The organism is Streptomyces sp. NPDC055400 (assembly GCF_053644375.1).
Map to the genome: position 1 here is coordinate 232121 of NZ_JBSHLM010000014.1, position 18509 is coordinate 250629.

An 18509-nucleotide genomic window follows, 5' to 3' on the forward strand; every position below is an offset into this window, starting at 1 on the left:
TCAGATCAGATCCGACCTGACCCGGGGCCCGCCGGTCAGGTCGGATCAGGCCAGATCAAGCCGGATCAGGCAGGGCATCCGCTTGGATTGGCCGCATGACCGTTCACGACGTAGCTCGCGGCCTTCCCGACATCCCAGCCCTGCGAGACCTGTGCCGCTCGATGGCGATGCTGGAAGCGGTACTGAACCCTGACGGCGAGCGGTACTACTCGTACAGCCGCACCTGGTCGGACACGGACCAGATCGCTTCGATGAGAAACGGCTCCGGAGACGAGTTCGACATCGTCTTCGCCCCCGCGGGCGCGTACATCCGGGCCTTCGACCACGAGTCGCCGATGAGCCCCTACGTCGACGATCTGCCCTGGCCGGGCGTGGTGGACTCGGTCCCCGCCCCGTTCCGCGCCTACGTCGACGAACCGGCCTTCACCGACGAAGACATGCCCATGGTGACGGCATGCCTATGGCGCGAGACCGACGATGAACAGTGGCGCACGGGAGACATCGAATACCCCGACATCCATCCGGACCCCGACGGCTCCGGATGGATGTTCCGCCTGCTCACCGACGCGACCCCAGCCGCATTCCAAGCATTCGCCGAGGACTACTACGAGACCGCGGTCGACATCGACGTAGTACGCCACGTGTACGCCCACCGACCCTTGAACCGGACCTTGACCCTCCGCTTGAACCCCGAGGCATCCATGACCACTGTCGCCGAAGAGGCGACCAAGATCGGCTACCCCCTGGAGGGGGACACTGACCCGGACAGGCCAAAGGGAAAGTGACCACGAAATGCAGAAGACCCCCGCCGAAGCAGGGGCCAGTCTGTACGGACGGAGCGATCAGGCGGCGCCGGCCAGCGCCTGCTTGACCTGGGCAAGGCTCGGGTTCGTCATGATGACCTCGGCCCCACCGTTGGCGGGAACGACCTGAACGGTCGGAACCGTCTGGTTTCCGCCGTTCGCCTTCTCGACGAACGCCGCAGAATCCGGGTCCTGCTCGATGTTGACCTCGTTGTACTCGATGCCCTCGCGGTCCATCTGGCCCTTCAGCCGACGGCAGTAGCCGCACCACGTCGTGCTGTACATCGTCACAGTCCCCGGCATGTTCCTCATGCTCCTTCACGGCTCGGAATGCTTGTTCGCAATGAGTCGAACGTACGTGACCCGGCCACCATTCCCGCCCCCGCCCGAGCACCCACCACCGCCCACGCATGAGGTCCACCACACCCGCAGACGTGACACGCGCCGCATCAAGACGTGACACGCGCCGCATTAATACGACTGCACCCGCCCCCTGTGGACAACGCGACGCACCTGCCCCCACCGACCTGGCAGCATGGCGGGGTGACAGCAGCAACGCACTCCACCCTCTTCCTGCAGGTTCCGGACACGGCCGATGCGGTGCTCGACGGGCTCGACCCCGAACAGCGCGCCGTCGCCACCGCCCTGCACGGACCGGTGTGCGTCCTCGCCGGCGCGGGCACAGGCAAGACCCGCGCCATCACCCACCGCATCGCCTACGGCGTCCGCTCCGGCATCCTCCAGCCCAACAGCATCCTCGCCGTCACCTTCACCAACCGCGCAGCAGGCGAAATGCGCGGCCGACTCCGCCACCTCGGCGCCGGCGGAGTCCAGGCCCGCACCTTCCACGCCGCCGCCCTGCGCCAGCTCCAGTTCTTCTGGCCCAAAGCAGTCGGCGGCGAACTCCCCCGCATCGTCGACCGCAAGATCCAGCTCGTCGCCGACGCGGCCGCCGCCTGCCGCATCCGGCTCGAGCGCGGCGAGCTCCGCGACGTCACGGCCGAAATCGAATGGTCCAAAGTCACCCAGACCGTCCCCGCCGACTACGCCGCAGCAGCCGCCAAAGCCGGACGCATCACCCCCCGCAACAACGCAGAGACCGCCCAGATCTACGCCACCTACGAAACGCTCAAGCGCGACCGCACCCTCATCGACTTCGAGGACGTCCTCCTGCTCACCGTCGGCATCCTCCAGGACCGCCACGACATCGCAGAACAGGTCCGCTCCCAGTACCAGCACTTCGTAGTCGACGAATACCAGGACGTCAGCCCCCTCCAGCAGCGACTCCTCGACCTCTGGCTCGGCGACCGCGACAACCTATGCGTCGTCGGCGACGCCAGCCAGACCATCTACTCCTTCACCGGCGCCACCCCCGACCACCTCCTCAACTTCCGCACCCGCCACCCCGGCGCCACCGTCGTCAAACTCGTGCGCGACTACCGCTCCACCCCCCAGGTCGTCCACCTCGCCAACACCCTCCTCTCCCACGCCAAAGGCCGTGCCGCCGAACACCGCCTCGAACTCATCTCCCAACGGGACCGAGGACCAGAACCCGCCTACACCGACTACGCCGACGAACCCGCCGAAGCCGAAGGCACCGCCCGCCGCATCCGCACCCTCATCGACAACGGCGTCTCCGCCGGCGAAATCGCCATCCTGTTCCGCACCAACGGACAGTCCGAGATCTACGAGCAAGCCCTCGCCGACGCCGGTATCCCCTACCAGCTACGCGGCGCAGAACGCTTCTTCGAGCGCGCGGAAGTACGCAAAGCAGGCCACGCCCTCCGCAGCGCCGCCCGCTTCGGAAACAACGACTCCCTCCTCGACGACGCCGTCGACCTGCCCTCGCAGGTCCGAGCCGTCCTCTCCGGCGAAGGCTGGACCAGCCAACCCCCCGACGGCTCCGGAGCCGTCCGCGAACGCTGGGAATCCCTCGCCGCCCTCGTACGCCTCGCCGAAGACTTCGCCCGCGCCAAACCCACCGCCACCCTCACCGACCTCGTCGCCGAACTCGACGAACGCGCCGCCGCCCAACACGCACCCACCGTCGAAGGCATCACCCTCGCCTCCCTGCACGCCGCCAAGGGCCTCGAATGGGACGCCGTCTTCGTCGTCGGCCTCGCCGAAGGCATGATGCCGATCACCTACGCCAAGACCGACGAACAAATCGAGGAAGAACGCCGCCTCCTCTACGTCGGCGTCACCCGGGCCCGCCACCACCTCAGCCTGTCCTGGTCCCTCTCCCGCTCACCTGGCGGCCGACCCAACCGCCGCCCCAGCCGCTTCCTCGACGGGATCCGGCCAGGCACCTCAGGAGCCACGGCCCGCAACACCAGCACCGGACAAGGCGGCATCGAACACGGCACACCCTCAACGCCCCGCACCACCACCGGACCCGTCCGACGCCGCACCGCCCGAACCGTCGCCCGCTGCCACGTCTGCGGACGCACCCTCACCGACGCCGGCGAGATGAAACTCATGCGCTGCGAGGACTGCCCCTCCGACATGGACGAAGGCCTCTACGAGCGACTCCGCGACTGGCGCGCCGACCAGGCACAACAGCTCGGACAGCCCGCCTTCTGCGTCTTCACCGACAAGACCCTCATCGCCATCGCCGAAGCCATGCCCGAAGACGCGGCCCAACTCGCCCGCATCCCCGGCGTCGGCATGCGCAAGCTCAACCGGTTCGGCACCGACGTACTCACCATCTGCGCAGGTGGGGCCCCGGATGAGGGCGTTGGAGGAGTCGACGAGGACGACTGATGCAAACTCGTCGAAAAAATAGTTTGCGCATGCCCCAGCAATCCCCATAGGTTCTTAAGCACGGGAACAGCGCCTCTTCTCCGAGGCCCTGGTTCCGTGCTGTACTAAAGCCGTCGGACCGGTTCACCCCGGTCCCAGAGACGCCGAGAGGAGGCGAATTCCAGTGATCAGCATCAACGCCAGCTTCATCAGCACCGCCAAAATGACCGATCGCTCGGTCGTCGCTTCCTGCCTGCTCGGTTTCTCGAACCTGGGCACCGGTGCGTCCGGCATCCCCGCCGCCCGCCCGGAGTCCTTCCTCTCCCTCGCCGGTCTTCCCGTCCGCGAGGGCAATGAGCGACCGACCAAGGCACCGGAAGCAGTAGCAACGGCACAGGCCCAGGCCTATGCCATTGCGGCGGCCGGTGCCGGATCCCGGAAGCAGACGACGCACCACCACACGATGTGGGCCTTCCGTGGGCTCGAACCCTGGAGTGATCCAGCCTGATCCTCGATCAGGCCGGCGCCTTCAGGGCCGCGGAACCCCACCCGGGATCCGCGGCCCTTCTGTTTTGCCCGCACGGGACAACAGAACGAAGGGGCCTCGGGAACAAGAAAAGACCCGGTACCAACCGCCACCCGGCCCACAGGCCGGAACGACCAGACGAGGAAGACAACACCGTGCAACTCGAAGCGCACGCCCCGTCAGTACCGCCTTCAGACACTCTCCCCCCGCCCGGTCTCACGGAGGACCCCGCCTTGAACCCCCTGACTGCGCTCACCGCGCTCGACGACGCCATCGAGAACCTCGGCGTACCCGTCCCCTGCCGTGCCTACGACCCCGAGGTCTTCTTCGCGGAGTCGCCGGCGGACGTCGAGTACGCCAAGTCCCTCTGCCGCACCTGCCCGCTCGTCGAGGCCTGCCTCGCCGGCGCCAAGGAGCGGCGCGAGCCCTGGGGCGTCTGGGGCGGCGAACTGTTCGTCCAGGGCGTCGTCGTAGCCCGGAAGCGGCCGCGTGGCCGCCCGCGCAAGAACCCGGTCGCGGCATGAACGCACGAGGAACGATCGACCGCCCCCTGACGCACGACCCCCAGAAGCAGGCCCCGATGAAGCCGTCCACCAGCGAGCCCACCGGCTCTGCGACCCCAGACTTCACCACCACGGACGCGAACGACTCGCGTCAGAACAGGACCCGAGAGATGCAACTCATCCCAGAAGCACTGGCTCGTGCGCATATGCACGAGCGGCTGCGCTCCGCCGAGGCCGAACGCCGCGCACTGCGCCTGGCAACGGCCCGCCGGATGCAGCGCCGCGCCGAGCGCGCATCACTGCGCGCCCGCCGCGCGCTCGCCATGGCGGTCATGCAGTGACCCACCCCGCGGGGGCCGGTCCACAACGGACCGGCCCCCGCGGTGCGTTGCCCCCCAGCCTCGGAAGACGGAGCTATCGTCACCACGTGACGTCTCTTCCCGACGGCGACTCAGCGCAGCGACCCGAGCCCGAGCCCGGCACCATCGTGTGCGCCCTCTGCGGCACCACCACCCAGGGCTCCCCGCCGACCTGGACCTACTCAGTGGAGAACGGGACCGGCCGGCATTACTGCGACCGCTGCGCCCGGGAGAACCTGCGGGCTATTGAGGGGCGGCTGGATTCGGAGTGGTGGTGAGCTTCGGCGGAACATTCCTTGGGGGGGCTTCCCTCCCGCCCCCTCCCCGCCCCACCCCGCCCCCAGTTTTTGATCACGCCTCAGCAGCCGAGACGCCCTCGCTCGTCCCCGCGCTCGCCGCTGCTGCCGCAGCTATGTCTTCGCCCGCGCCGACGGCCGAGCCCTCGACGGTGCCGCCGGACGATCCCACGGCCGCTCCGCCTGCCGTGTCGTCAACCGGCTCCTCGTCCCCCGCCAGGAATCCCGGTAGCCACCTCTCAAGTTCGTCCCGTAGCCGTACCGTCGCGCCGAGTTGGCACAGGACTCCGATGGTGCTGAGGGTCACGCGATGTATCAGGAGGTAGGAGGGCGGCAGGTTCAGTTGCTTGCCGAGCTGGTGGGCGGGGGAGCGCAGATCGGCGATGCGTGCGGCCTGGCTGCGCATCCAGCCGCGCGTGAAGGTGAACTCGTCGACCAGGGCCGGCTCGATGATCGGCAACAGGTACTCGAGCACCGCGTCGGGTTCGAGGTCGATCGTCTCCTTGACGAAGCCCTCTGTGCACAGCAGTTCGTAGACCGCTTCCGCGTTGCCCGCCAGGGTCATGCGCAGTGAGGTGCCGATGGTTTCGGGGAGGCCGCCGGGGAGCCGGTCCACGGTGCCGAAGTCGAGGACTCCGAGTCGCCAGCCGTTGTTCTCGTCGGGCAGCAGCCTGAAGTTTCCAGGGTGCGGATCGGCGTGGAGGAGGCTGGTGCGGGCCGGGCCCGAGAACAGGAAGCGGGCGAGAAGCTGTCCTGCCCGGTCCCGTTGTTCGTCGGTGCCGTCGATGATCACCTCGGAGAGCGGTGTTCCGTCTATCCATTCGGTGATGAGGACCTGGTCGCGCTGGTGCACCACGTCGGGTACGTGCACATCGGGATCATCGGCGAACTCTTCGGCGCAAGCCCGCTGGGCCTGTGCCTCCAGCCCGTAGTCGAGTTCCTCGGACACCCGGTCGCGCAGTTCCGTGATGAGCGGCTTGATGTCCATGCCGGGGATCAGGGGGCCGAGGAGGCGGGCGAAGCGGCCGAGTTGGTTCAGGTCGGAAAGCAGGGCCTCGCCGGCTCCCGGGTACTGCACCTTGACGGCGACCTCGCGGCCGTCGTGCCAGATGGCGCGGTGGACCTGCCCTATCGATGCGGCTGCCGCGGGCTTGTCCTCGAACTCCAGGAAGTTCTCCCGCCATTCGTCGCCGAGCCGTTCCGCGAGGACGGCGTGGACCGTCCTGGTGGGCATGGGGGGCGCCGCTTCCTGGAGTTTGGTCAGCGCGGCGCGGTACGGGCCTGCGACCTCCTCGGGGAGGGCGGATTCGAAGACGGACATGGCCTGCCCGAACTTCATGGCTCCGCCTTTGAGCTCACCGAGAACCTTGAAGAGCTGGTCCGCCGTGCGCTGTTGCAGTTCCCGCCCGACGATCTCGGCCGACTTCCCGCCGATGCGTTTGCCGAGGCCCCAGGTCGCGCGCCCGGCGAAGCCGAGTGGCAGCGCGGCCAGTTTGGCGGTCCGGGTTACCGCCTTCCGGGGAAGATCAGACATGCGCCCCTCCAAGTCCCAGCCTGCCGTGCCGCCAGCGGCGGTTACCCGGCCATTGTGTCGTGCTGCTCTCCGCCCTCGGAGGTCTGCTCCCCCTTACTTCTCTCACCTGCTCCGCATGAGCAGTCCGGATGTGCCCATACCGCGCGGGCGTGCCAATCGAGTCCCGGAGCCGATGCCTCCCAGCGGGCGCCGGTGCTGGACGGCAGTTCGCCGTCGAGGAAGGCCAGCGCGTGTGCTGCCGTGAGTCCGGCGACGGCTGTGGCGAGAGCCAGGTCGCATGCGGGTACCTGGAGTTGACGTCCGGAACGCCATTGGGCGAGGAGTCGGGGCCAGGTGGGGTCGCGGTCCGTGCGGTCCAACGACAGGCAGCCGGCGCAGGCGGTGCCGCCGGGCAGTACCAGGGGGCCGACGACTCCGGTGGCCTCGACCACTCCGGCGTAGAGGTGGGGCGTGCCAGAGGCGATGAGTTCTTCGGCGGCCAGGGGGTCGGGGGTGTGTGCGGACAGGCCGTCGCGTGGGGCGATGACCACGAGGGAGAGGGCAGGTTCCTCGGCTGAAGGCGGGGCTTGGATCTCTGACGGGGATGGGGGCTGGGCTTGGGATCGAGGTGGGCGGGAGCGGCGGTCGGGACGGGGTGGGCGGTCGGGTGCCGCCTTGCGTACGGCTCGATGCGCGGCCGTGTCTCGGCGTTCTCCGACGGATTCGACGGGGAGTCCGCCCGGGGCCACGTCCCACGGTTCGACACAGCCTCCGTCGCGCACATCGACGTGGCCGACGCCTGCGGCGGACAGGACGGACGCGATGACCGTGCCGACGCGGCCGGTTCCGCGGACCTGGACGCGCATGCTGCGGCGGGCCGCCAATTTCCTTGCCCCTGCGGCTGGTTCAGGGGAGAGGACCGTGAGGGCTGCCAGGTCGGGGCGGAGCCGGTCGAGGACTCCTTGGCGCCTGCGGAGCGCGTCGAAGGCCGGGCCTCCACCGGTGGCGTCGTCGAGCAGTCCGGCCCTCGCCAGGCGGTGGAGCAGGGCGTCGACATGGCCGTCGGGAAGTCCCATCCGGCGGCCTTCGTCGCGCAGCAGGGCCACGCCGCGGGTTCCGTCGAGGAGGGTGAGGAAGGTGCCGGTCGCGGTGTCGACCGGGCCGAGTACGACGGCGTGGGCGGCTGCCACGCCGAACTGGACGGTATTGAGGTCGCGCCAGCCGCGTCGCAGCGCCGGTTTCAGGATCGGATGCATGGCTGTAGGCGGTGAAGTGCCCATCTGTTCCCCCGTGATGTGTCTGTGTTCTCGCTCTGGTGATCAAGTTGGCGGTCAAGTCGATGACGTTGGCGAAGTCGGTGGTGTCGGTGACGTGACCGCGGTCCGGAATTCGGGTGGCTGGTCGGTCGATTGCCAGGATGCACGGCGGGGGGAATCCGTGTGAAAAGTTATCCACAGGGGGTGGGTGTTAGTCGTATAAATCGCGCGGGAGGCGTGCGGGGCCGCACCGAAGAGTCCCGGAGGCGGGACTTCCCCCATGTGCAGCGGGTAACGTCGGGGCGTGCCCGCCGACCCACTGCACCGTGCCACGAACACGCAGCGCAGCACGACCAGCCCGCCGCCGAGCGGCCCGAGGGCGAGCGCGGTAGAGGTCCGCAGAAGCGCCCGGCGGCGCCGAACGGTCTCCGCGTATCGCGAGGGTGACCGGACCGTCGTCCTCATTCCGGCCCGTATGTCGGAGGCCGAGGAGAAGCGCTGGGTCAACGTCATGCTCGACAAGCTGGCCGCGCAGGAGAGCAAACGGGTCCTGGGGGACGCGGAGCTCGCCGAGCGGGCGGAGCGGCTGTCCGGGCAGTGTTTCGATGGCCGGGCCCGCCCCACGTCCGTGCGCTGGGTGACGAATCAGAACACGCGCTGGGGGTCGTGCACGCCGTCCGAGGGCAGCATCCGGCTGTCGCACCGGCTGCAGGGGATGCCGGAGTACGTCGTCGACTACGTGCTCGTACACGAGTTGGCGCATCTGCTGGTGCCGGGGCACGGGCCGCGGTTCTGGCGTCTGCTTGAGGCGTATCCGCGCACGGAGCGGGCGCGGGGCTATCTCGAGGGTGTTGTCGCGGCCGACCGGCTGGCCCACCTGCCGGCCGCTCGCGAGGAGTGAGCACCCAGGAGTGACCGCCCGTGAGTGGCTTCCCATGAGCGACTGCCTTGGAGCGACCGGCAGTCACCCTCTTATGACCTTCCGGCGGCCAGGTCTGACTGTCCGTCGCCCCTTCGCCGACTCCGCCCGCCGCGTGCCCGTTGTGTACCAGGGCTGTACCGGCTGCCGCCGCTGTCAGTGTTTGCGGTTAGCCTGACGCGACGTATTCACCTTCGGGATGGGGGACGGTCGTTACGCATGGCCAGGGAATTCCAACGCGGCCACAAGGCCAAGATCAGTGACCTCACCGCGGGCACCGATCTGTACGTAGGCGTGCAGATCACGGGTCCCGGGCTGACCTTCGACATCAGCTGCTTCGGTCTTGACGCCGACGAACGGCTCTCGGACGACCGGTATTTCGTCTTCTTCAATCAGCCGAAATCGCCCGAGGAGTCGATTCAGCTTCTCGGTGCGCAGGCCGGCGACAGCGAGTCCTTCCGCGTCACCCTCGACCGGATCCCGGCGAACATCCAGAAGCTGTCGTTCACCGCGACGATCGACGGCGCCGGGCAGATGTCGCAGATCGCCCCCGGATACGTACGGATCGTCGCGGGCGGCGAGGAGGTCGCCCGCTATTCGTTCAACGGCACGGAGTTCTCGACCGAACGTGCTGTGATGCTGGGCGACTTCTACCTGAAGGACGTCTGGCGGTTTGCGGCCGTCGGGCAGGGGTTCGACGGCGGACTCGACGCGCTGCTGAAGAACTTCGGCGGTGAGGTTGCCGACGAGGAGCCCGCCGCCTCGCCGCCCCAGCCGTCGGCCGGTGCACCGTCGTTCGCGCCGCCCGGGCAGGCCACGGCGCCACCCGCGTTCGGCGCGCCCGCGCCCGCAACGCCCGCGCCCGCCCCGGCCCCGCAGCACGCCCAGCAGGGCTACGCGCCGCCGCAGGGAGCCACGCCGCCGCCCGCGCCCGCCCCGGCCCCGCCGTCGGTGCACGCGGCGCCGACGATCGTCGCACCGCTGGCCACGCCGCCCGGCACCATGCAGCCGCCGGCCGCGCCCACTCCGCACGCGCCGCCCATCGGACAGGTGCCCGGTCAGACCGCGCCCCCGCCCCCGGGCTACGGGCAGCCGACCGCGCCTCCCGGCTACGGACAGCAGCCCCAGGCGCCGACCCCGCCTCCGGGCTACGGGCAGCCGACCCCGCCTGCCGGTTACGGGCAGATGCCGCCCGGTCAGTTCCCCGGTCAGCAGGGTGCCCCGTCGCCGTACGGGGCACCTCAGGGTGTGCCGCAGGGCGGAGGTGCTCCCGGTGTCGCCGCCGCGCTCTCGGCGTTCCGTGAGGCGCCCACCGGTCAGCGGTGGACCCTGCAGAACAAGAAGCTGATCCGCGTCGACCTCGGCGCCGGCGGCGACCAGCCGGTGCTCGCCCGTCAGGGCAGCATGGTGCTTTACCAGGGCAAGGTCGAGTTCGGCTACAAGGGAGCGGGCTTCGCCGGCCGGATCGTGGGCAACGCGACCGGCCAGGAGATGCAGCTGATGCGCTGCACCGGCCGCGGCCAGGTCTTCCTCGCGGAAGAGGCCACGCATCTGCACCCCATCGAGCTCCAGGGCGACGCGATCTGCGTATCCGCGGAGAACGTGCTGGCGTTCGACGAGAGCCTCCAGCACGAGGTGCGCCGGATCGAGGGGCACGGCATTCCCGGCGGTGCCCTGTTCGTCATGCAGTTCCAGGGCACGGGCACGGTCGTCGTCAAGACGCACGGCACGCCCGTCGTGCTGCCCGTGACGCCGACGACGTTCGCCGACTGCAACGCGGTCGTCGCCTGGTCGGCCGCCGCGCAGGCGATCGTGTCCAGCCAGGTGCGCATGCGCTACAACGCCTACCCGGGACACAGCGGGGAGAGCGTGAACCTCCAGTTCCGGGGTGCGCCAGGGAACTTCATCGTCGTCCAGCCGTTCGAGGTCTGAGGGAGCCCGTCATGAACCAGCCGCTCGCGGGCTACGCCCCGACCCCGGTAGCCGCCCGCATGGAGAACCACGGCGCCAACATGCTCAAGGTCGCCATGCAGACCGGCAACGACCTCCTCGCGCGCGTGGGCTCGATGGTCGCCTACGAAGGGTTCGTCCAGTACGAGCCCAACCCGCCCGCCGTCCGCCAGATCGCCCGCGACTGGATGACCGGTGAGGGCGCGCCCCTGATGAAGGCCACCGGAGACGGCATCCTCTACCTCGCCGACTACGGCGCCGAGATCGTCGTCATCAACCTCGGCGGCGATTCGATCTCGGTGAACGGCACGAACCTGCTCGCGTTCGACGCGCACCTCCAGTGGGGCGTCGAGCGCGTCAAGGGCCTCGCCAAGTTCGCCGGCCAGGGCCTGTGGAACATCAAGATCTCCGGGCAGGGCTACGTCGCCCTCACGTCCCGCGGCACCCCCATCGTCGTCGACTGCGGCCGCGGCGAGGACGAGACGTACGTCGACCCGGACGCGCTGATCGCCTGGTCCCCGAACCTCAAGGTGAAGGGCAAGCGCAGCTTCAAGGCCGGCTCGCTCATCGGGCGCGGCAGCGGCGAGGCCTACCAGATGGGCTTCTCCGGGGAAGGCATCGTCGTCGTACAGCCCAGTGAGGACAGCACCGACCGCCTCCGAGTCCGGGGCTGAGGGGGAACGGAACACCATGCAGAGCCCGCTTTTCGCGCACTCCGAGCAGCAGACCCAGGAGCGCTACGCCGTTCAGAACCCGCAGCTGCTGCGGGTCACCCTGGAAGGCCACGACGACATCCTCGCCCGCAAGGGCGCCATGGTCGCCTACCAGGGCCTTGTCGAGTTCGACGGCGAGATCCAGACCTCCGGTCAGCGGCGTGCCCGCGCCAACACCGGTGAGGGCCTCGACCTGATGCGCTGCCACGGGCAGGGCACCGTCTACCTCGCCAACCTCGCCCAGTACATCCACGTGGTGGAGGTCGAGCAGGACGGTCTGACCGTGGACAGCAGTTACGTCCTCGCGCTCGACTCCTCGCTCAGCTACCAGGTCGTCGCCGTCGACAGCCAGTACGGCATCTCCGGCTCCGGCAAGTACCAGCTCAACATCACCGGGCGCGGCAAGGTCGCCCTGATGACGTCGGGGCAGCCGCTGATGCTCCAGGTCACCCCGGACCGCTACGTCAACGCCGATGCGGACGCGATCGTCGCCTGGTCCAACGGCCTGCGCGTGCAGATGCAGGCCCAGACGCACTCCTCCGGAGTGTGGCGGCGCCGCGGCAACACGGGTGAGGGCTGGGAGCTCAGCTTCATGGGCCAGGGCTACGCCCTCGTACAGCCCAGCGAGCTGCTGCCCCCGCAGAACGCGGTGATCGGCCAGGGCCTCGGCGCCCAGTACGGCATGGGCCAGCAGGGTGCCCGCGGTCAGAACCAGGGCAACGTCTGGAGCTGACCCGAAGGGCGACCATGTGTCCTCAGTGACCATGTGTCCTGACTGACCATGTGCCACGTGACATGTGTAAGGGGCGGCCACCGTGGTGGCCGCCCCTTACACATGCCCGCTCACAGTCGGGCGCGCGTCGCCTCCACCAGGCGCACGACGGAGTCGTCCGCCACCCCCGCGACCTCGTCGTACGGGAACCAGCGCAGGTCGAGCGACTCGTCGCTGATGGCGGCCACCGCGTCGGCGGGAGCGACAGCCGCGTACTGCGTGTCGAGATGCCGTGTGCACGGTCCCGGGATCGGATGCCGGTCGAGCCGCACGGGGCCGCCCGGCAGGAGCGTCAAGCCGGGGATGCCGGACTCCTCGGTCGCCTCCCGCAGCGCGGCGTCCGCGAGCGTCAGGTCACCCGGCTCGCAGTGGCCGCCCATCTGCAGCCACATCTGGAGCTTCTTGTGCAGCGTGAGCAGCACCCGCCCGCGGGACGGGTCGATGACCAGCGCGCTCGCCGTCAGATGACCGTCCGTGCAGGCCTTCCACAAGCCGTCCTCGGGATGGGCGGACAGATGGTCCAGGTACGCCTGGCGCAGCTCCGGCTGGTCCTCGTAGGCCTTCAGTACGAGGACCGCGTCGTCGTGCAGCGTCACTTGCCCTCGTCGTCCTTGGAGCCGTCGGAGTCGTCCTTGGAGCTGTCCGCGGGACCGTCGCCCTTGGAGTCGCCCTCCTTGGAGAGGTTCGGCTTGTCCAGGCCGCTGCTCGCCGCCTCGCCGAGCATCTTGTCGATCTCGGAGAAGTCCAGCTGCTCGCGGTGCACGAAGCCGTCCGGGTCGTCCAGGTCCGAAGCCGTCGGCAGCATGTCCGGGTGCGCCCACAGGCCGTCGCGCCCGTCCACACCGCGCGCGTCCGTCAGCGAGGCCCACAGTCGCGAGGCGTCCCGCAGGCGGCGCGGGCGCAGCTCCAGACCGATCAGAGTGGCGAACGTCTGCTCGGCGGGGCCACCGGTCGCCCGGCGGCGGCGCAGCGTCTCACGGAGCGCGTCGGCCGACGACAGGCGCGGCTTCGCGGCGGCGTGGACCACGGCGTCGACCCAGCCCTCGACGAGCGCGAGAGCGGTCTCCAGGCGGGCCAGGGCGGTCTTCTGCTCCGGAGTGTCCTCCGGCTGGAACATGCCCTGCTGAAGCGCCTCCTGCAGCTGCTCCGGGTTCTGCGGGTCGAGCTGGCCGACCGCGTCCTCCAGCTTCGCCGTGTCGACCTTGATGCCGCGCGCGTACCCCTCGACCGCGCCGAACAGGTGCGAGCGCAGCCACGGCACATGCGAGAAGAGCCGCTGGTGGGCGGCCTCGCGCAGCGCCAGGTAGAGGCGCACCTCCTCCTTGGGGATGCCGAGGTCCTTGCCGAACGCCTCGATGTTCACCGGCAGGAGCGCCGCCTTGCCGGCGGGGCCGAGCGGCAGACCGATGTCGGTCGAGCCGACGACCTCGCCCGCGAGGACACCCACGGCCTGCCCGATCTGCGAGCCGAACATGGCGCCGCCCATGGAGCGCATCATCCCGATGAGCGGGCCCGCCATGGCCTGCATCTCCTCGGGAAGGACATCGCCCATGGCCAGGCCGACACGCTCGGCGACCGGGTCGACGAGTTCCTTCCACACCGGGAGGGTCGCCTCGACCCACTCGGCGCGGCTCCACGCCACCGCGGACCCGGCGCCCGACGGCAGCGACGTCGCGTCGTCGAGCCACAGGTCGGCCAGGCGCACGGCCTCCTCGACCTGCGAGCGCTCGGCGGGGCCGACACTCGCGTCCTTGGTGCCGTCGGCGGTGCCCTGGGAGACCGTCTGACGGGCGATGTCCTTGGCCATCTCCCAGTTCACCGGGCCGCCCTCGTACGAGAGCATCTGGCCGAGCTGCTGGAAGGCGGCCCCCAGGTCATTGGGGTTCAGGGAACCGAACATCGCGGCGAAGGGGTTGTCCCCGCCGCCCATGCCGGGCATCCCTCCGAAACCGAAGGGGTTGGCAGGTCCCTGACCGCCACCGCCCTGCTGATCCTTCTTCTTGCCCTCGTCGCCGTCGTCCGGCTCCTCCGGCGGAAGGCCGAATCCGAATGGGGTGTCACTCACGGGGTTCCTCGGCTGGTTAGGCCACCGGTTCTGTCCCGGCGGCGTTTGCCCGACTACACACCCAGCGTAGACACCGTGACGCGATCGGGCCTCGGTGCTCCGCCGACTCACGGCCTGCGGCAGGATGGATGCCTCCTGGTACGTACGCGTCGTACACGTACGTACTGAATACAACCGCTGGAGACGCCCGGTGAGTTCCCCAGATCCACAGGTTCGCGCAGCGCGAAACCCTTCGACCAGTTCCGGAGCGCGCGGCCCCGTCGTCGCGGTCACCGGTGCCGCCTCCGGCGTCGGCGCGCTCCTTGCCGAGCGACTCGCCGCGTCCGACGAGATCAAGCAGGTCCTGGCCATCGACGAGCGGCGCGGTGAGTGCGCGTCCGCGACCTGGCACATCCTGGACGTGCGCGACCCGGCGATCGCCGAGAAGCTGCGCGGCGCGGACGTCGTCGTGCACCTCGCGCTCGACCTCGACCTGGAGACCGACCCTGCCGCCCGTACGGCGTACAACGTGCGCGGCACCCAGACGGTGCTCACCGCCGCGGCCGCCGCCGGAGTCCACCGTGTCGTCCTGTGCACCTCGGCGATGGTCTACGGAGCGCTCGAGGACAACGAGCTGCCCCTCTCCGAGGACGCCGAACTGCGCGCGACCGCGGAGGCCACCGGCGTCGGCGACCTCCTGGAGGTCGAGCGGCTCGCGCGCCGCGCGCCGCGCGCCCACCCCGGACTCAATGTGACCGTGGTCCGCCCCGCCACCCTCATCGGCGGCACCGACACCGCCCTGACCAGGTATTTCGAGTCGCCGCGGCTCCTCGTCGTGGCGGGATCCCGGCCCGCCTGGCAGTTCTGCCATGTCGAGGACCTGTGCAGCGCCCTCGAGTACGCCGTCCTGGAGAAGGTCGAAGGGGAACTCGCCGTCGGCTGCGACGGCTGGCTGGAGCAGGAGGAGGTCGAGGAGCTCAGCGGGATCCGCCGCATGGAGCTGCCCTCCGCTGTCGCCCTGGGCGCCGCGGCCCGGCTTCACCGGATCGGGCTCACGCCGTCCCCCGCCGGCGACCTCGCGTACACGATGTACCCCTGGGTGGTCAGCGTGAGCCGGCTGCACGACGCCGGATGGCGCCCGCAGTGGACCAACGAGGAGGTTCTCGCCGAACTCCTCGAGGAGGTCTCGGGGCGGCACACCGTCGCGGGCCGCCGCCTCGGGCGCAAGGACGCGACGGCGGCCGGCGCGGCCGGAGCCACCGTCGCCCTGCTGGGCGCGGCCGCCGTCGTGCGCCGGGCCCGCAAGGCCAGGCGCAGGATCTGACGGCCCGCCCCGGCCGGCACCGGGACCGGCCCGCCCTGTAGGAGGCTCCAAGCCACTACGCGCGCGTGCCGGTGGAAAGCGCTATTCCGTGCCGGTGGCCGCGTACGGCACGATGGCCTCATGGCACGCACCACGAACGACCACCCCGGAGAGCAGTCGGCGCACGACCCCATCCGGCTCATCGCGATCCGAGACACGCCCTTGTCCGTGGACGAGGTGTTCGGGGCCGTCGGGGAGGACGCGGCGGGCGGCACGGCCCTGTTCGTGGGGACGGTGCGCAATCACGACGGTGGCGCCGACGTCGACGCGCTCGGGTACTCGTGCCACCCCTCCGCCGAGGTCGAGATGCGGGCCGTCGCCGAGAAGGTCGTCGCCCAGTTCCCGGTGCGCGCCCTCGCGGCCGTCCACCGAGTGGGCGATCTGGCGGTCGGCGACATCGCGGTCGTCGTCGCCGTGTCCTGCCCGCACCGCGGAGAGGCCTTCGAGGCCTGCCGCAAGCTGATCGACGACCTCAAGCACGAGGTGCCCATCTGGAAGCACCAGAAGTTCTCGGACGGCACCGAGGAGTGGGTCGGCGCCTGCTGACCTCCCGGAGCCGGGCCACGATCCTCGCTTCGGCCACACGGGCGGTTCCGGTTGCGTAACCGCACCCCTGCGGCGAGCGTTGACCCAGCAGATGGTTAATCTGCTGATCAGTCAGTTGTGGTGGCTCGTGCGGTTGGAGGTCCGGCATGGGGGCGCTCTTGTGGCTGCTCATTCCGCTTGTCGCAGCGGTCGGCGCCGGTCTGTGGGGCAGCTGGGCCGCGCGGAACCGCAGGACCGGTGACGTGTCGGAGCTCAACGGGTACGTCCGCTTCCGCGAGGCCATGGAACGGTCGCACACCGGGACGGAGACCGTCCCCCTTGACCCCGAGGCGGACGCGCTGCCCCCGGTCGAGTCCCGGACGGACGCCCCAGCGGTGCACTGACGGACCGGTCCCGTACTGTCGTTCCATGCCACGCCGCACCGCGACGATGCTCGCCTCGACCCTGATGCTGATCGCGCTGCTCTGCGCGGGAGTGCTCATCAAAGTTCCGTACGCGGAGATGACCCCGGGACCGACGGTCAACACGCTCGGGGACCACGACGGCGAGCCGGTGCTCCAGATCTCCGGCCGGAAGACGTACCCGACGACCGGTCACCTCAACATGACGACGGTCCGGGTCACGAGCGCCGACTACAACATGAACCTCGTCTCGGCGGTCTACGGCTGGCTCGCGCACGACAGCATCGTCGTGCCGCACGCCACGCTCTACCCCGACGGCAAGACCGAGCAGCAGTCCTCGCAGGAGAACGCCGAGGAGTTCAGCCAGTCCCAGGAGAGCGCCAAGGTCGCCGCCCTGAACGAGCTGAAGATCCCCGTGAAGTCCTGGGTGATCGTCCAGTCGGTCATCAAGGGCAGCCCCTCCGAGGGACGGCTGCACGCCGGTGACGTGATCAAGGCCGTCGACGGCACCAAGGTCGGGAAGCCGGCCGACGTCGCGAAGCTCGTCACCAAGCACAAGCCGGGCCAGGACGTCTCCTTCACGACCGTGCCCGTCAAGGACGCGGCCGCAGCCGAGAAGGAGGGCAAGCAGCCCACCGTCACGCAGAACGTCACGGTCACCACGGAGAAGGCCAAGGACGGCCGCGCCATCGTCGGCATCCAGGCCGGAACCGATCACACGTTCCCGTTCGCCATCGACATCAAGCTCGCCGACGTCGGCGGCCCCAGCGCCGGACTGATGTTCGCGCTCGGCATCGTCGACAAGCTGACGCCCGAGGACCTCACCGGCGGCAGGTTCGTGGCCGGCACGGGCACCATCGACGACGACGGCAAGGTCGGCCCGATCGGCGGCATCCAGATGAAGACCGTCGGCGCCCGCGGCAAGGGCGCGCGCTACTTCCTGACCCCCAAGGACAACTGCGCCGAGGCGGCCAAGGATGTTCCGGGCGGACTGACCCTCGTCAAGGTCAACACCATCGACGACGCGATGAACGCCCTCAAGGACATCCGTTCGGGCAACACCGCCGACCTGCCGAAGTGCACGGTCAAGGGGTGACACGAGGTTCATGAAGGGGGCGCCGCACACTGTGCGGCGCCCCCCTTTTTTTCCGTTGCGGCGCGGGTGCTACTCGGCGAACGTCGCCGCGAGGGCCTCGGCCAGGCCCGGGACCAGGTCCGACCCGGTGAGGACCTCGTTGGGGGAGTCCTTCTCGCGCAGGCGCAGCGCCGACTCGCGCGCACCGTCACGCAGTACCGCGACCGTCATCCGGACCTCCTGACGGCTGGGGTGCTTCGCCACCCAGTCGGCGAGCTGTGCCTCACCGAGCCCCTCCGGAACGGACGCCTCCGCGGACGGCGGCAGCATCAGCCGCTCCACCGTCAGGGCGCAGCCGACGACCGCGTCGGGCCAGGCGATGGTGCCGAGGAACTCGTCGAGCGGCTTGTCGGCGGGCACCTCGTCCTGCTCGATCGGGGTGAAGGCCGCGGTCTCCTGCTCGCCGTCCAGGCCGAGCTGGGCCGCGAGGCCGGGTTCCTGGGCCCGCAGACGGGCGGTGTCGACGAGGGCGAAGAGGCGGGCGGGCTGGTCCCAGCCGAGGCCGGAGGCGTACTCATCGATCTCGAGTACGGCCCGGGTGAGCGGGCTGGCTGCCATGGGAGTGTTGGACATGGTCACAATCCTGCCTCGTTAGTACCCGGAACCGGGAACTGAGTAAAGCGTGAGTAAGTTGCATAGGTGATGGGTCCGCGAACACGGGGGCCTGA

The 18509-nt window shown here is 69.7% G+C and carries 20 protein-coding genes; 14 read left to right on the top strand and 6 right to left on the bottom strand.

Annotated features, from left to right (window positions below; genetic code table 11):
- The first annotated feature begins 95 nt into the window (after positions 1-95).
- Positions 96-785 carry a hypothetical protein gene (locus tag ACWIGU_RS32610; RefSeq protein WP_454405263.1) on the top strand — a complete coding sequence of 230 codons (690 nt, stop codon included), beginning with the start codon at positions 96-98 and terminating at the stop codon, positions 783-785.
- Between the two features lie 57 nt (positions 786-842).
- Here the strand turns inward: ACWIGU_RS32610 and ACWIGU_RS32615 are convergent, their stop codons facing one another.
- A complete protein-coding gene (locus tag ACWIGU_RS32615; protein ID WP_454405264.1) occupies positions 843-1106 on the bottom strand; it encodes a mycoredoxin in 264 nt (87 codons plus the stop codon).
- A gap of 240 nt (positions 1107-1346) precedes the next feature.
- Between ACWIGU_RS32615 and ACWIGU_RS32620 the strand changes: the two genes are divergently transcribed.
- The 5 genes from ACWIGU_RS32620 (at position 1347) to ACWIGU_RS32640 (ending at position 5211) form a co-directional block, all read left to right on the top strand.
- Positions 1347-3566 (top strand): ATP-dependent DNA helicase UvrD2, encoded by a 2220-nt coding sequence (locus ACWIGU_RS32620; RefSeq protein WP_454405265.1) that lies wholly within the window; start codon positions 1347-1349, stop codon positions 3564-3566.
- A gap of 163 nt (positions 3567-3729) precedes the next feature.
- Entirely contained in the window at positions 3730-4053 is a 324-nt protein-coding gene (locus ACWIGU_RS32625) for a hypothetical protein (protein WP_454405266.1), read from the top strand.
- A gap of 173 nt (positions 4054-4226) precedes the next feature.
- Positions 4227-4595, top strand: a complete 369-nt coding sequence (locus ACWIGU_RS32630) for a WhiB family transcriptional regulator (protein WP_454405267.1) — start codon at positions 4227-4229, stop codon at positions 4593-4595.
- The gene (locus ACWIGU_RS32635) at positions 4592-4915 is read left to right on the top strand and encodes a hypothetical protein (RefSeq protein ID WP_326774205.1); all 324 of its coding nucleotides are present in this window, start codon (positions 4592-4594) and stop codon (positions 4913-4915) included. Before ACWIGU_RS32630 ends, ACWIGU_RS32635 begins: the two co-directional genes overlap by 4 nt.
- Before the next feature lie 86 nt (positions 4916-5001).
- On the top strand, positions 5002-5211 hold the full coding sequence (locus ACWIGU_RS32640; protein WP_454405268.1) for a hypothetical protein: 210 nt from the start codon (positions 5002-5004) through the stop codon (positions 5209-5211).
- A 73-nt stretch (positions 5212-5284) separates the two neighbouring features.
- Here ACWIGU_RS32640 and ACWIGU_RS32645 read toward each other — a convergent pair whose 3' ends face one another.
- Both ACWIGU_RS32645 and ACWIGU_RS32650 read right to left on the bottom strand, forming a co-directional pair.
- Positions 5285-6763, bottom strand: coding sequence for an ABC1 kinase family protein (locus tag ACWIGU_RS32645; protein ID WP_454405269.1), 1479 nt, complete (start codon positions 6761-6763; stop codon positions 5285-5287).
- Between the two features lie 41 nt (positions 6764-6804).
- A complete protein-coding gene (locus ACWIGU_RS32650; RefSeq protein WP_454405270.1) occupies positions 6805-7998 on the bottom strand; it encodes a ThiF family adenylyltransferase in 1194 nt (397 codons plus the stop codon).
- Positions 7999-8302: 304 nt separating this feature from the next.
- Between ACWIGU_RS32650 and ACWIGU_RS32655 the strand changes: the two genes are divergently transcribed.
- The 4 genes from ACWIGU_RS32655 to ACWIGU_RS32670 all read left to right on the top strand — a co-directional run bounded on the left by ACWIGU_RS32655 (position 8303) and on the right by ACWIGU_RS32670 (position 12313).
- On the top strand, positions 8303-8899 hold the full coding sequence (locus ACWIGU_RS32655; RefSeq protein WP_454405271.1) for a M48 metallopeptidase family protein: 597 nt from the start codon (positions 8303-8305) through the stop codon (positions 8897-8899).
- A gap of 237 nt (positions 8900-9136) precedes the next feature.
- The gene (locus ACWIGU_RS32660) at positions 9137-10849 is read left to right on the top strand and encodes a TerD family protein (protein WP_454405272.1); all 1713 of its coding nucleotides are present in this window, start codon (positions 9137-9139) and stop codon (positions 10847-10849) included.
- A gap of 11 nt (positions 10850-10860) precedes the next feature.
- Positions 10861-11541: an AIM24 family protein gene (locus tag ACWIGU_RS32665; RefSeq protein WP_100596677.1), complete on the top strand. Its 681-nt coding sequence runs from the start codon at positions 10861-10863 to the stop codon at positions 11539-11541.
- Between the two features lie 16 nt (positions 11542-11557).
- Positions 11558-12313: an AIM24 family protein gene (locus tag ACWIGU_RS32670; RefSeq protein ID WP_405478659.1), complete on the top strand. Its 756-nt coding sequence runs from the start codon at positions 11558-11560 to the stop codon at positions 12311-12313.
- A 110-nt stretch (positions 12314-12423) separates the two neighbouring features.
- On the opposite strand, the gene ACWIGU_RS32675 is transcribed toward ACWIGU_RS32670, so the two are convergent.
- Complete coding sequence (locus tag ACWIGU_RS32675; protein ID WP_454405273.1) at positions 12424-12948, bottom strand: NUDIX hydrolase; 525 nt, start codon at positions 12946-12948, stop codon at positions 12424-12426.
- Positions 12945-14417, bottom strand: a complete 1473-nt coding sequence (locus ACWIGU_RS32680) for a zinc-dependent metalloprotease (RefSeq protein WP_454405274.1) — start codon at positions 14415-14417, stop codon at positions 12945-12947. Before ACWIGU_RS32680 ends, ACWIGU_RS32675 begins: the two co-directional genes overlap by 4 nt.
- Before the next feature lie 190 nt (positions 14418-14607).
- On the opposite strand from ACWIGU_RS32680, the gene ACWIGU_RS32685 reads away from it, so the two are divergent.
- The 4 genes from ACWIGU_RS32685 (at position 14608) to ACWIGU_RS32700 (ending at position 17802) form a co-directional block, all read left to right on the top strand.
- Entirely contained in the window at positions 14608-15720 is a 1113-nt protein-coding gene (locus tag ACWIGU_RS32685) for an SDR family oxidoreductase (protein WP_454405275.1), read from the top strand.
- Between the two features lie 120 nt (positions 15721-15840).
- Positions 15841-16305, top strand: coding sequence for a molybdenum cofactor biosynthesis protein MoaE (locus tag ACWIGU_RS32690; RefSeq protein ID WP_454405276.1), 465 nt, complete (start codon positions 15841-15843; stop codon positions 16303-16305).
- Between the two features lie 146 nt (positions 16306-16451).
- On the top strand, positions 16452-16688 hold the full coding sequence (locus ACWIGU_RS32695) for a hypothetical protein (protein ID WP_454405277.1): 237 nt from the start codon (positions 16452-16454) through the stop codon (positions 16686-16688).
- 25 nt (positions 16689-16713) lie between these two features.
- A complete protein-coding gene (locus ACWIGU_RS32700; RefSeq protein WP_454405278.1) occupies positions 16714-17802 on the top strand; it encodes a YlbL family protein in 1089 nt (362 codons plus the stop codon).
- A 69-nt stretch (positions 17803-17871) separates the two neighbouring features.
- Here ACWIGU_RS32700 and ACWIGU_RS32705 read toward each other — a convergent pair whose 3' ends face one another.
- Complete coding sequence (locus tag ACWIGU_RS32705; protein ID WP_454405279.1) at positions 17872-18414, bottom strand: PPA1309 family protein; 543 nt, start codon at positions 18412-18414, stop codon at positions 17872-17874.
- Between the last annotated feature and the right edge of the window lie 95 nt (positions 18415-18509).